Origin of the sequence: Bradyrhizobium sp. 44 (assembly GCF_023073095.1) — a bacterium.
In the GTDB taxonomy this organism is placed as follows: domain Bacteria; phylum Pseudomonadota; class Alphaproteobacteria; order Rhizobiales; family Xanthobacteraceae; genus Bradyrhizobium.
In genome coordinates this window covers 388,065-401,540 of sequence record NZ_JADPIY010000008.1, presented here as the reverse complement: position 1 = coordinate 401,540, position 13,476 = coordinate 388,065, and the positions used below count along the sequence as shown (strand labels likewise).

Here is a 13,476-nt window from a genome sequence, read left to right as displayed (position 1 = left end):
CGAAGGCCGGGCGTGGACAATTGGAATAACTTTTTCTTCAAGGGTTCTTCCGTAAGTTGAAGGCGGAATGCCAAAGTCCGCCAGCGGGTCATGAAACAACTTCGTAACAACGTCATCCGCGCCGGGCTGGAAGCACTCTATTTCAGCGGCGCCCACCACCTGTTGCGCCCGCTTTTGTCGGGCGTCGGCGCCATTTTCATGCTGCATCACGTGCGGCCGGCCCGCGCCGCGGCGTTTCAGCCGAACCGGCATCTCGAAGTCACCCCCGAATTCCTGCGCGCGACACTGTGCCATCTGCGCTCGCGTGAGATCGACATCGTCAGCATGGACGAGCTGCATGAGCGGCTGGTGCGGCGCCGGTTCGACCGCCGCTTCGCCGCCTTCACGCTCGACGATGGCTATCGCGACAATCTCGATTTTGCGCTGCCGGTTCTGCGCGAATTTGACGCGCCTCTGGCGGTCTATGTCGCCAGCGACTTCGCGGAGGGCACGGGTCGGCTGTGGTGGGAGGCGCTGGAGGCCGTGATCGCCAAGGCCGAGCAGATCGAGGTGACGATCGGCAATGCCGCGCTGCGGCTCGATGCGACGACGCCAGCCGCCAAGCAGGCGGCGTTCGACCGTCTGCACGACTGGTTGCGCGCATTGCCCGGCGAGCACGATCTCAAGCGCGAGATCGAGGCGCTCTGCACGAAGTACGGTGTCGACATGGCCGCGCTGTGCCGCAGCCTCTGCCTGTCCTGGGACGAGGTGAAGACATTTGCCGCCGATCCCCTGGTCACGATCGGCGCGCATTCTGTCAGCCATTGCAATCTCGCCAAGCAAAGCGAAGCGATCGCCACGCAGGAGATGGCCGTGAGCCGCGCCCGGATCGAGCAGGCGCTCGGCCGCAATGTCCAGCATCTTGCCTATCCCTATGGCGATCGCGAGGCGGCGGGCGAGCGTGAATTCGTGCTCGCTGCATCCGCCGGTTTCAAGACCGCGGTGACGACGCGACCCGGCATGCTGTTCGCCGAAAACGCCGGCCACATGACCGCGCTGCCACGGGTCTCGCTCAACGGCAATTACCAGGACACGCGGATTCTGCCGGTGCTGACCTCGGGCGCCGCCACCGCGATGTGGAACGGCTTCCGCAGGATCGCGGCGGCGTAGCCGCGCTCTCCCCTGTCGTCCCGGCGAAGGCCGGGACCCATACCGCGTGATTTTTCGATTGCGATCGGTATCAATCCCGACCGACCGGCTTCCGCCAAACGTCTCTCTGTGGTTATGGGTCCCGGCCTTCGCCGGGACGACACTGAGTCGGTCGAATGGCTGCACCAACCACACGCTCGCCTTCCTTGACTCCCCTCCCCACCCCGCTCACAACCGGCGCAAACCAAGGGAGGCACCATGTTCAACGATCTGTTCTCGCTCAAAGGCCGCGTCGCGCTGGTGACTGGCGGTTCGCGCGGCATCGGCAAGATGATCGCGGCGGGATTTCTCAGCGCAGGGGCCGCGAAGGTCTACATCACCGCGCGCAAGGCCGGGCCTTGCGAGGCGACCGCGAACGAGCTCTCCGCACAGTATGACGGAGAATGCATCGCACTGCCGATCGACATCTCGACCGTCGACGGCTGCGACAGGCTCGCTGGCGAAATCATCAAGCTGGAGCCGAAGCTCGACATCCTCGTCAACAATGCCGGGGCTGCCTGGGGCGCGGAGTTCGATGAATTCCCCGAAAGCGGCTGGGACAAGGTGATGGACCTCAACGTCAAGTCGCTGTTCTTCCTGACCAAGGCGCTGGCCAAGCCGCTGCGCGCGGCGGCTTCGCATGAGCGGCCCGCCAAGGTCATCAACATTGCCTCGGTCGACGGCATCTTCGTCAATCCCGGCGAGACCTACTCCTATGCCGCGAGCAAGGCCGCGGTGATCCATTTGACGCGGCGCATGGCGACGAAACTGATCAAGGACAACATCAACGTCACCGCGATCGCGCCCGGCGCGTTCAAGTCCGACATGAACCGGGCTGCGCGCGACCATTCGGACGAGGTCGCCAAGCGCATTCCGGCGCGGCGGATCGGAACCGACGAGGACATGGCCGGCGTGGCGATCTATCTCGCCTCGCGCGCGGGTGACTACGTGGTCGGCAACACCATCGCGGTGGATGGCGGCGTGGTGTACGCGAACGCGGGCCTGGAGATCGCGGGGTAGGCGGGGGCGCGTCAGCACGACGCCCTCACCTCACGGGCCAGGGGTCGTCCCGGCCTACGACTCGATCCTCACATACTCGAAATCGCCGGGCTTGTTGTCGATGCCGACTTTCGGCGGCGAGATCCAGGAGGCGAACTGGCCGGTCTCGGTGACGGGCTGCATCAGCGAGGTGATGAAGTCGCCGTCGGCGGTCGAGGGCAGCCATTCATCCTTGCGCTTCGTCCAGGTGGCGTCGTCGATCAGGAGACCATCCGGCGTCGCGTGGATGCTCTTGAACTCGCCGATATGGCGATGGAAGGCGACGTTGGGCAGCTTGAGCTGGAATTGGTAGCCCGCGGTCGAGATCACCTTGTTCCAGCGCAGCATGCCCTTGACGCAATCCTGGCTGTAATCGTCGCGCAGGCGCATGTTGAGCGCGGTCAGCGCCGGCTCGTCCACCAGCTTGATCTCGCCATCGATGAACTTTAGCACCGGATAGGTCGCGTTCTTGAGCTGATGATCGTCGTCGATCTGGGTCTCGTGATAGCGGCCCTTGATGCCGGTGTTGAAGGCGTTCGCCGCGTTGGTCGAGACTTCCGAGCCAAACAGATCGAGCGACAGCGTATAGTGCAGGTTCAGCTTCTTCTGGATGGTCGGCAGGTCGATCACACCAAGCGCGCGGACCTTCGCGATGTCGGTGGGATCGGTGATGCCGGCTTCCCGCATCGCGTCGCAGGTGCGCTGCACGACACGGGTGATGCCGGTCTCGCCGACGAACATGTGGTGCGCTTCTTCCGTCAGCATGAAGCGGCAGGTGCGCGACAACGGATCGAAGCCGGACTGCGCCAGCGAGTGCAGCTGCATCTTGCCGTCGCGGTCGGTGAAATAGGTGAACATGAAGAAGGACAGCCAGTCCGGCGTCGCCTCGTTGAAGGCGCCCAGCATGCGTGGCGAATCAGCGTCACCCGAGCGGCGGCGCAACAAATCGTCAGCCTCTTCACGTCCGTCGCGGCCAAAGTACTTTTGCAGCAGGTACACCATCGCCCAGAGGTGACGGCCTTCCTCGACATTGACCTGGAACAGGTTGCGCATGTCGTATAGCGAGGGCGCGGTCTTGCCGAGGTGGCGCTGCTGCTCCACGGAGGCAGGCTCGGTGTCGCCCTGGATCACGATCAGACGGCGCAGCATGGCGCGATATTCACCCGGGACTTCCTGCCAGGCCGGTTCGCCAAAATGCTCGCCGAACGGCACGACGCGGTTCTCTTCCTGGGGAGCAAGGAGAATGCCCCAGCGATACTCGGGCATCCGCACGTAGTCGAACTTGGCCCAGCCGCGCGGATCGACCGAATAAGCGGTGCGCAAGTACACCAGCGATTCCTGGAAGCCTTCCGGCCCCATGTCTTTCCACCAGTCCATGTAGCCGGGATGCCAGCCTTCCAGCGCTTTGAGCACCTGACGGTCTTCGGCCAGATTGACGTTGTTCGGAATCTTGGTCGAGTAGTCGACGTTCATGATGTTCATGGAGGACCTCTCGTGGGGGACTTACTCGTTTAAAGGGTGCGAATGGCGAGTGGCGAGTAGCGAATGGAAATCCCTATTCGCCCTTCGCCACTCCCCACTCGCTAGACTCGCGTCATATCGAATTTCGGCTTCTGGCCGCTGCCGTAGCGGCGCAGCGCGCCTTCCTCGCCGACCGCATTGGGGCGCTGGAAGATCCAGTTCTGCCACGCGGTGAGGCGCGAGAAGATTTTCGATTCCATCGTCTCGGGGCCGACGAAGCGCAGGTTCGCTTCCATGCCGGTGAGGCTGTCGGGCGAGAAGCTGGCGCGCTCCTCCAGGAATACGCGGACCTCGTCGTCCCAGTCGATGTCGTCGAGCGCGAAGGTGACGAGACCGAGCTCTTCGGCCTGCTCGGCGTCCAACGCGGTGCCCATCGTGGCTTCCGCGCGTTCCACATCGGCTGGATCGGCCTGGAAGCGCGACTGAAGCCGCGTCAGGCCATGGCTCATCGGATAAGAGCCAAAATTCAGCGCTGACAGTTCGATCGACGGCGGCGGGCGGTTGTCGCCCTGGCGCGTGCCGATCAGCATGTAGGAGCGGTCGGCGGCGAAGACGAGTTCGGCGAGCGTGCCGGCGAAGCAGGAGCCGGGCTCGACCAGCGTCACCAGCGTGCGCGAGGTGACGTCGATGCGCTTCAAGACGCGCTTCCAGTAATGCCTGATTTCGTTGACCAGCCAGTGCGCCTTGTTGGCTTCGAGGAAGGCGTCGCAAGCGAGCACATGGGCGCGGTCGCCATGGCTCTTGAACACCAGCATGGCGATCTCGAGCTCGTTGATGCGCAGATGCAGGATGGCGTCATCGAGTTCGCGCGCGACCTGGAGCGGCCAGAACGCGACACCCTGCGCCATCATGCCGTCGATGTCAGCGGGCGGCGCGGCTTCAGGCGCCTTGATCGAGATCGTGGCGATGCGTGCCGCGCGGTCGATGTCGACGCTGACAAAGCCATAGCGGATGCTGGTCTCATCGATGATGCGCTTGAGCGGCGTCAGCGCGATGCCCTTGCCGCTGCCCTTGCGCTTCGAGCTGTCGGCGAATTCCCTCGCGCGCTCGGCAACCTTGCCTTCGAGCTTGCTGTTCGGCGCGATCTCGTCGACCAGGCGCCATTGCACGGCGCGCTTGCCCTTCACGCCTTCTTCGATGGTGCAGAAGAAATCGGCGTGATCGCGGCGCACCTTGCGCTTGTCGACCACACGCGTGAGGCCGCCGGTGCCCGGCAGCACGGCGAGCAGCGGCACTTCGGGCAAGGCGACGGCGGACGCGCCGTCATCGGCGAGCATGATGTAGTCGGTGGCGAGCGCGAGCTCATAGCCGCCGCCGGCGGCCGAGCCGTTCACGACGGTGATGAAGCGCTGGCCGGAATTCTCCGACGAGTCTTCCATGCCGTTGCGGGTCTCGTTGGTGAACTTGCAGAAATTGACCTTGTGGGCATGCGTCGAGCCCGCGAGCATGCGGATGTTGGCGCCGGCGCAGAACACGCGGTTCTTGGCCGAGCGCATCACCACGACCTTCACCTCGGGATGCTCGAAGCGCAGGCGCTGGACCGCGTCGGCAAGCTCGATGTCGACGCCGAGATCGTAGGAATTGAGCTTGAGCAGATAGCCCTCGAACAGGCCGCCATTCTCGTCGACGTCCATGGTCAGGGTGGCGACGTCACCGTCGACCGCGAGCTTCCAGTGCCGGTAGCGGGACGGCTCGGTCTGGAAATCGATGAATGTCGCGCCGCCTGCGAGGCGCCGATCTTCCCCGGCCATGGGCCACCCTTGAGTTCGTCTTGGTTTTACCGTTAGATGCACAATAATGCATATTATTGCGCACGTCTAGTCCTTAACGGCCCATACATGCATTTTGTTGCATGTCACCTCGTAAGGCCGCTGCTGCAAATTGCTCAATCGCATCAAGCGTCTGTCCCGGAGCTTCGCGGTGGGGAGAATGCGCCGCGCCTGAAATGACTTTCAAATCGACCGGGCAATAGCATTCTTGCTGCGCGATCTCGGCCTGACGCAGCGTGCCGTATTGGTCGTCCACGCCTTGAAGGATCAGGACAGGAACGCGGATATAGGCGAGACATTCCGAGATATCCCAGTCGCGGAATTTCGGATCGAGCCAGGCGGCGTTCCAGCCGTAGAAGGCGTTATCGACGTCGCTGTGCCAGCGCGCGAGCTTTGACTTCAGGTCGGTGGTCTCGAAGGTAGTCTTGATGTCCGCAATCGACTTCACCGAGATGTCCTCGACGATGAAATGCGGCGCGATCAGCACGAGGCCGTTCAGGCGATGATCCTGATGCGCGCCGGCATAGATCGTCGCGATCGAGGCGCCGTCGGAATGGCCGAGCAGCAGGCCGCGCCTGAAGCCGATCCCATCGAGCACCTTCGGCAGCACGTCCAGGGCCTCGCGCTGCATGTAGTCGAGCGGCCGCGGCAGCGCGACCTTGCTCGACTGGCCATAGCCTGCACGCGAATAGGCGAAGATGCCGGCGGAGGTGGCTTGCTGCAGCTTTTCCGGGAAGTCACCCCAGAGCCCGACGGAGCCGAGGCCTTCGTGCAGCATGACGATGGTGGGTGCATCCGCGGATTGCGGCGCCAGCCATTTGTATTCGAGGCTGGCGTTGCCGATGCTGAGGAAGCCGGTGGGAGTGAGAGTCATTTCTTCGTCCGTCCTTCTCCGTCGTCATGCCCGGGCTTGACCCGGGCATCCACGTCGCTCCTCAATCGCGGTCGCGCGTGGATGGCCGGGACGCTTTGCTCAAGACGCGCTTCGCACTTTTGCCCGGCCATGACGACCTGTTGTCAATTCGTCCCGTCCCGCAGCTTGAACCGCTGGATCTTGCCCGTCGCCGTCTTCGGCAGCGAGTCCACCACGTCGATCCAGCGCGGATATTTCCATGGGCCGATCTTCTGCTTGACGTGGTCCTTGAGCATCTCCTGCAGGCCCGTCGTCGTCGCGCCGGGGCGCAGCACGACGAAGGCCTTCGGCTTCAGCAGACCTTCCGGATCGGCTTCGGGCACGACCGCGGCTTCCAGCACGGCTGGATGCGTAATCAGCGCGCTCTCGACCTCGAAGGGCGAGACCCAGATGCCGGAGACCTTGAACATGTCGTCGGCGCGGCCGCAGAAGGTGTAGCGGCCCTCGGCATCCCTGACATATTTGTCGCCGGTGCGGGTCCATGGTCCCTCGAACGTGCGGCGGCTCTTGTGGCGCTGGTTCCAGTAGCCCTCGCCGGCGGAAGGCGCATCGACCAGCAGTTCGCCGACCTCGCCGTCGGCGACATCCTGTCCCGCCTCGTTGACGAGCCGCACCGCGTAGCCCGGCACTGGCTTGCCGGAGCAGCCGTACTTGATGTCGCCGGGCGCGTTCGACAGGAAGATGTGCAACAGCTCGGTCGAGCCGACGCCATCGAGGATGTCGACGTTGAAGCGCGCTTTCCAGCTGTTGCCGACGGATTCCGGCAGCGCCTCGCCGGCCGAGGTGCAGATGCGCAAGGCGCGGCCGCCGCGCTCGCTCTTCATCGCCTCGTCATTGAGCATCGCCGCGAACAGGGTCGGCACGCCGTAGAAGATCGAGGGATTGTAGCGGTTCATCAGATCGAACATGCGCGCCGGCGTCGGCCGTTCGCCGTTGAGTACCACGGTGGCGCCGACCGACATCGGAAAGGTCAACGCATTGCCGAGACCATAGGCGAAGAACAGCTTTGCCGCGGAAAGACAAACGTCGTTCTCGCGGATGCCGAGCACCTGCTTCGCATAAGTTTCCGCGGTCGCCTGCATGTTCGAATGGATGTGGCGTACGCCCTTGGGCATGCCGGTCGAGCCTGACGAGTAGAGCCAGAACGCCGGTTCATCCGGATGCGTCGCAGCCGTGGTGAACCGGTCGCTCTCGTCCGCAATCTCCTCGGCAAGCTGCTTGTGGCCATTCTGCTTGGCGCCGGAGACCACGACATGCTCGAGATCCGGCATGCGGCCGACGACGTCCTTGATCACGGGATAGAGCGCTTCCGAGACGAACAGCACGCGCGCGCGGCAGTCTGCGAGGATGTAGGCGTATTGATCCGGTGTCAGCAGCGTGTTGAGCGGCACCGGCACGATGCCGGCGCGGATCGCGCCCAAGAACACGATCGGGAAGTCGACCGTATCCAGCATGATCATCGCCACGCGCTCTTCGCGGCGGACGCCGAGCCGGCGCAGCATGTTGGCGGCGCGCCGCGTTTCGCGCTGGAGCTCGCCATAAGTGAGCCGTGAGACGGTGTCGTCGAAGGCGAGCTTGTTGCCGCGTCCCTCCTCGACGTTCCGGTCGAGCAGCCAGGTCACCGCGTTATAGGATCCCTCGCTCACGGACTTCTCCCCTGAATTTAGAATTATAATTCATAGAAAGACACCGCATCGGCTTGCTGTCAATGCCAGCAGGCACTATGTTTCATTAATACGCGCCGCAGGACCTCTTTAAAAGAAGACATCCGCTCAAGCAGGCCCATGATCCGCAGTCCATGACCGACAGTCCCGACGCCGAATCCCGATTTCTCGAACAGCTCGGCCAGCGCGTGCGCACCATGCGCGCGCTACGCGGCATGTCGCGCAAGGTGCTCGCCAAGGTATCAGGAATATCGGAGCGCTACATCGCGCAGCTCGAAAGCGGCAAGGGCAATGTGTCCATCGTGCTGCTGCGCCGCGTCTCTGACGCGATGGGCGCGCATCTCGAAGACCTGCTTCCCTCGGCCGATCCGACCCCGGACTGGCAGATGTTTCGCGATCTCTTGCGCAAGGCGACACCGGCGCAGATCGCGCAAGCCAAGGATCTGCTCGCGGGCGGCAGTGCCTCCGCGCCGCGGCGCGCGCCGTTCTGCGGCATCGCACTGATCGGCCTGCGCGGCGCGGGCAAATCGACGCTTGGGCGGATGCTGGCGAAGAAGGTCGGCTGGAGTTTTGTCGAGCTCAACAAGGAGGTCGAGCAGCAGAACGGCCTCTCGGTCGCCGAAATCATCGCGCTCTACGGCCAGGAAGGTTTTCGCCGCATGGAGCAGGCGGCGCTGCAACAGCTGCTCGCGCGCAACGAGCTGATGGTGCTGGCGACCGGCGGCGGCATCGTCTCGGAGCCCCTCACCTTCGACCAGATCCTGTCGTCGTTCTACACGATCTGGCTGAAGGCCGAGCCCGAGGAGCACATGGCCCGCGTCCGCGGCCAGGGCGATTTGCGCCCGATGGCCGACGACCGCTCAGCTATGGCAGAGTTGCGCAACATCCTCTTGAGCCGCGAGCCGCTGTATGCGCGCGCGACGGCCGTGGTGGACACGGCGGGACTGTCCGTCGATGCCGCCGCGGCAAGGCTGATCGATGCGGTGCGGCCGGTGCTGCAAAACGAGGCGCGCAGCTTTGGGCTGCGCAGCGTGGCGCTGTAGGTCCGAACTCCCATGACCGACGGCGACGTTGCAATCTCCATGTTCGAGCGGATCGGCGGCAGCGCCACCATCGATCGACTGGTCGATCGCTTCTATGAGCGGATGGATACGCTGCCGGAGGCGAGGATCATCCGCGCGATGCATGCGGACGACCTCGGCCTCATCAGGGATGTGCTGAAGCGCTATCTCATTGAGTGGACTGGCGGTCCGAAACTCTACTCGGTCGAGAAGGGCCATCCACGGCTGCGCCAGCGCCACATCGGCTTTGCCATCGGCGATGCCGAGCGCGACGCGTGGATGCTCTGCATGCGCGGCGCGCTCGAGGAGACCGTTGTGGACGCCGCGGCGCGGCAGGACCTCGACAAGGCGTTGTCCGGCCTCGCCGACTGGATGCGCAACCGGTAGCCAGGCTACAACAGTTGCGACCGCACCGCCTCCGCGCCCTCACGCAACAATGGCAGGAAGCGACCGATCAATTCCTGCGCCGGCACGCGGTCGACATGGGCGCCCATGTTGATCGCAGCGACGATCACGTCGTCGTAGCGGCGGACGGGGACCGAGATCGAGCGGAAATGCGGCTCGGCCTCGCGATCGACCAGCGCGTAACCTTGCGCGCGGTCGGCAACGACGCGCGCGAGCAATGCCTTGGGATCGGTTACCGTCTGCGGTGTCAGCGCTTCGCGCTTCGTCGCCGTCAGGCGCGCGGCAAGCTCGGCATCGTCGAGCTGACCGAGCATGACGCGGCCCACCGAGGTGCAGAAGGCCGGCAGGCGGTAACCGATGTCCAGCCCACCTGAAAACATCCGCGCCGGACTGCTACGCGCGATGAACACGACCTCATCGCCGTCGAGCACCGCGAGCGAGGCGATTTCGTTGGCCGCTGTCGCGGCGCGGTCGAGCACCGGTTGCAGGACGGTGACGAGCTGGCTGGACCGCAGATAGGACGCGGCCAGTGTCAGCACATGTGGCGTCAGCGAGAACAGCTTGCCATCGCCGCTGACGAAGCCGCCGCGCTGGAGCGTGAACAGCATGCGCCGCGCGGTGGCGCGTGGAAGCTCTGCGGCACGGGCGAGATCGCTCAGCGTCATCGGCCCTGCTGTGGTGCCGAAGCATTGCAGCAGGCGCAGCCCGCGATCGAGGCTCTCGACGAAATCCGTCGCGCGATCGTCGCTCTCGCTTCGCTTCAGCTTGGGCATGGTGTCGGGTCATTCCTGCAAAATAGTGCTTGCTGCCGGATCAAGGCATGTCATAATTCGCCCATTCGTTCAATAGGCGAACAAACGCCACTCCACAAAGGATGCACTCGCCATGATGAGCCAGGAGCAGAACGACCTGATCACCCGCACCGGTGCGAAGGACCCGTGCGGGAAGCTGATGCGGAGCTACTGGCAGCCGGCGGCGCTGGTGGATGAGCTCGACGGCGATAGACCGATCCGTCCCGTCAGATTGCTCGGCGAAAATCTGGTGCTGTTCCGCGACGAGACCGGGCGTTACGGCCTGATCGATCGGCACTGCGCGCATCGCGGCGCCGATCTCGCCTTCGGACGGCTCGAGCATGGCGGCCTGCGCTGCGCCTTCCATGGCTGGCTGTTCGACGCCACTGGGCAATGCATCGAGACGCCGGCGGAGCCGAAGGACTCAAAGCTCTGCCAAAACATCCGCCAGCGCTCTTATCCCGTGGTGGAGAAGAGCGGCATCCTCTGGGCTTATCTCGGCGAGGGCGAGCCGCCGGCATTTCCCGAGCTCGATTGTTTCGTCGCGCCCGGCACGCACACCTTCGCATTCAAGGGGCACATGGCCTGCAACTGGTTGCAGGCGCTCGAAGTCGGCATCGATCCCGCGCACGCCTCCTACCTGCATCGCTTCTTCGAGGACGAGGACACCTCGACGGCTTACGGCAAGCAGTTCCGCGGCGCATCTGCGGGAAGCGACCTGCCGATGACGAAGATTTTGCGCGAATACGATCGTCCGATCATCAATGTCGAGCACACCGAATACGGCCTCCGGTTGATCGCGCTGCGCGAGATCGACGAGGAGCGCACCCATGTGCGCGTCACCAACCAGCTCTTCCCGCACGGCTTCGTCATCCCCATGAGCACGGAGATGACGATCACGCAGTGGCACGTGCCGGTCGACGACGAGAACTGCTACTGGTACGCGATCTTCACCAGCTACACGAATGCCGTGGACAGGAAGAAGATGCGCGACCAGCGGCTCGAGCTCTATGAGCTGCCGGACTACAAATCGCGCAAGAACAGGACCAACGATTACGGTTTCGATCCGCACGAGCAGCAGACGGCGACCTATACCGGCATGGGCACCGACATCAACGTCCACGACCAGTGGGCGGTCGAATCGATGGGCGCGATCCAGGACCGCACCAGGGAGCACCTCGGCACGAGCGACAAGGCCATCGTGCAATACCGCCGCCTGCTGCGGCAGGAGATCGAGAAGGTCGCGGGCGGCGAGAAGCCGATGCTGCATCTCGACGAGGCCACCGCACGTTCGATCCAGGGCCCGGCGACCATGGACGGCATCGGGCCGACACGAGGCTGGGAGATTTACTGGATGGAAGTCGACGTCAAGCGCCGCCGCAGCGCGCCGTGGACGGCGCCGGTGCCGAAGGAGATCGCGGACAACGTGCATCGGCTGACGGCGGCGGAGTAGCGCAGAATGCAGGTCCCTCCTTCGTCATTGCGAGCGAAGCGAAGCAATCCAGACTGTCTCTGCGGAGGGATCCTGGATTGCTTCGCTTCGCTCGCAATGACGGAGAATGTAGCGCATGCTTCGCCTCTCACGGATAGAGGAGTGAAAAAGTGACTTTCGTCGCGCGTCATGCGCTGTGGTCGGATGAGCAGAGGGACGCGGCGACGCGCATGCGCCGCATCGTCGAAGAGAAGAACCTCGATGTCATCCGCCTCGCCTTCCCGGACCAGCACGGCATTCTGCGCGGCAAGACCATCATTGCATCGGAGGCGCTTGCGTCGCTCGAAAGCGGCTGCTCCATCACCACCACCATGCTCGCCAAGGACACCTCGCACCGCACGGTGTTTCCGGTGTTCACGTCGGGCGGCGGCTTCGGCATGAAGGAAATGGAGGGCGCGGCCGACGTGCTGATGGTCGCGGATCCCACGACGTTTCGCGTTTTGCCCTGGGCGCCGACCACCGGCTGGGTTCTCTGCGACCTCTATTTCAACGACGGCCGTCCCGTCCCGTTCGCGACACGCGGGCTCTATCGCAAGGTGCTCGGCGAGCTCGCAAGCCGCGGCCATGATTTCGTGGCGGGGCTCGAGGTCGAATTCCACATTTTCAAGCTCGACGATCCGCATATGCGCCCGGAAGATGCCGGCCAGCCCGGCACGCCGCCTTCGGTGAGCCTGCTCAGCCACGGCTATCAATATCTCACCGAGCAGCGCTTCGACCAGATGGAGCCGGTGCTGGAGATCCTGCGCCGTGACATCGTCGCGCTCGGATTGCCTTTGCGCTCGGTCGAGGTCGAGTTCGGGCCGAGCCAGTGCGAATTCACCTTCGCGCCGACGAAGGGGCTGGAGCCCGCCGACAACATGGTGCTGTTTCGCTCCGCCGTGAAGCAGATCGCGCACCGCCACGGTTATCACGCCACCTTCATGTGCCGGCCGAAGCTGCCGAACCTGTTCGCGAGCGGCTGGCATCTGCACCAATCGGTGGTCTCACGCGCGAGCGGCGAGAACCAGTTCATGGCCAAAGACGGCGGCGAGCCGCTCAGCGCGTTCGGCCGCGCCTGGCTTGCCGGCCTGCTCGACCACGCCCGCGCGTCGACCGTGTTCACCACCCCGACCATCAATGGCTACAAGCGCTACCGCTCCTATTCGTTGGCGCCGGACCGCGCGATCTGGGGCCGCGACAATCGCGGCGTGATGATCCGCGTGCTCGGCGCTGCCGGCGACGCCGCCACGCGCCTGGAAAACCGCATCGGCGAGCCCGCCGCCAATCCCTATCTCTACATGGCCTCGCAGATTCTCTCCGGCCTCGACGGCGTCGACCGCAAGCTTGATCCCGGCCCGTCGGCCGACACGCCCTACGAAACCAAGGCGCCGCTCTTGCCGAAGTCGCTTCGCGATGCGGTCAGCGCACTGAAGGACGATCCGTTCTTCCGGGAAAAGCTCGGGGCTGAGTTCGTCGACTACTACACCCACATCAAGAACGCCGAGATCGACCGCTTCCTGTCCGAGGTGACCGACTGGGAGCACCGCGAATATTTCGAGGTGTTTTGACCTCGGCTCTCTCCCGTCATTGCGAGGAGCTCTTGCGACGAAGCAATCCAGACTGTCACATCAGAAACAGTCTGGATTGCTTCGCTACGCTCGCAATGACGGGAGAGA

10 protein-coding genes and 1 pseudogene are annotated in these 13,476 nt (G+C 64.0%); 6 read left to right on the top strand and 5 right to left on the bottom strand.

Going from position 1 to position 13,476, the window contains the following annotated elements:
• Window positions 1–90: 90 nt before the first annotated feature.
• Window positions 91–1,149, top strand: a complete 1,059-nt coding sequence (locus tag IVB41_RS03835; RefSeq protein WP_027565903.1) for a polysaccharide deacetylase family protein — start codon at window positions 91–93, stop codon at window positions 1,147–1,149.
• Window positions 1,150–1,386: 237 nt separating this feature from the next.
• On the top strand, window positions 1,387–2,187 hold the full coding sequence (locus IVB41_RS03830) for an SDR family oxidoreductase (RefSeq protein WP_247404466.1): 801 nt from the start codon (window positions 1,387–1,389) through the stop codon (window positions 2,185–2,187).
• Between the two features lie 54 nt (window positions 2,188–2,241).
• Here the strand turns inward: IVB41_RS03830 and boxB are convergent, their stop codons facing one another.
• From boxB to IVB41_RS03810, 4 genes are all read right to left on the bottom strand, one after another.
• Window positions 2,242–3,678 (bottom strand): benzoyl-CoA 2,3-epoxidase subunit BoxB, encoded by a 1,437-nt coding sequence (boxB, locus tag IVB41_RS03825; RefSeq protein WP_247428982.1) that lies wholly within the window; start codon window positions 3,676–3,678, stop codon window positions 2,242–2,244.
• A gap of 110 nt (window positions 3,679–3,788) precedes the next feature.
• Entirely contained in the window at window positions 3,789–5,477 is a 1,689-nt protein-coding gene (boxC, locus tag IVB41_RS03820; RefSeq protein ID WP_247426899.1) for a 2,3-epoxybenzoyl-CoA dihydrolase, read from the bottom strand.
• A gap of 73 nt (window positions 5,478–5,550) precedes the next feature.
• A complete protein-coding gene (locus tag IVB41_RS03815) occupies window positions 5,551–6,369 on the bottom strand; it encodes an alpha/beta fold hydrolase (protein WP_247426896.1) in 819 nt (272 codons plus the stop codon).
• Between the two features lie 143 nt (window positions 6,370–6,512).
• On the bottom strand, window positions 6,513–8,054 hold the full coding sequence (locus IVB41_RS03810) for a benzoate-CoA ligase family protein (RefSeq protein ID WP_247426891.1): 1,542 nt from the start codon (window positions 8,052–8,054) through the stop codon (window positions 6,513–6,515).
• Between the two features lie 140 nt (window positions 8,055–8,194).
• On the opposite strand from IVB41_RS03810, the pseudogene IVB41_RS03805 reads away from it, so the two are divergent.
• Together IVB41_RS03805 and IVB41_RS03800 are read left to right on the top strand one after the other, a co-directional pair.
• Window positions 8,195–9,115 (top strand): annotated as a pseudogene (locus IVB41_RS03805) (helix-turn-helix transcriptional regulator); the annotation flags it as partial.
• Window positions 9,116–9,127: 12 nt separating this feature from the next.
• Entirely contained in the window at window positions 9,128–9,520 is a 393-nt protein-coding gene (locus tag IVB41_RS03800; RefSeq protein ID WP_247426884.1) for a group II truncated hemoglobin, read from the top strand.
• A 5-nt stretch (window positions 9,521–9,525) separates the two neighbouring features.
• Here the strand turns inward: IVB41_RS03800 and IVB41_RS03795 are convergent, their stop codons facing one another.
• Window positions 9,526–10,311 carry an IclR family transcriptional regulator C-terminal domain-containing protein gene (locus IVB41_RS03795; RefSeq protein ID WP_247426881.1) on the bottom strand — a complete coding sequence of 262 codons (786 nt, stop codon included), beginning with the start codon at window positions 10,309–10,311 and terminating at the stop codon, window positions 9,526–9,528.
• A 112-nt stretch (window positions 10,312–10,423) separates the two neighbouring features.
• Between IVB41_RS03795 and IVB41_RS03790 the strand changes: the two genes are divergently transcribed.
• Entirely contained in the window at window positions 10,424–11,782 is a 1,359-nt protein-coding gene (locus tag IVB41_RS03790) for an aromatic ring-hydroxylating dioxygenase subunit alpha (RefSeq protein WP_247426877.1), read from the top strand.
• A gap of 149 nt (window positions 11,783–11,931) precedes the next feature.
• Window positions 11,932–13,368: a glutamine synthetase family protein gene (locus tag IVB41_RS03785; protein WP_247426875.1), complete on the top strand. Its 1,437-nt coding sequence runs from the start codon at window positions 11,932–11,934 to the stop codon at window positions 13,366–13,368.
• Window positions 13,369–13,476: the final 108 nt, after the last annotated feature.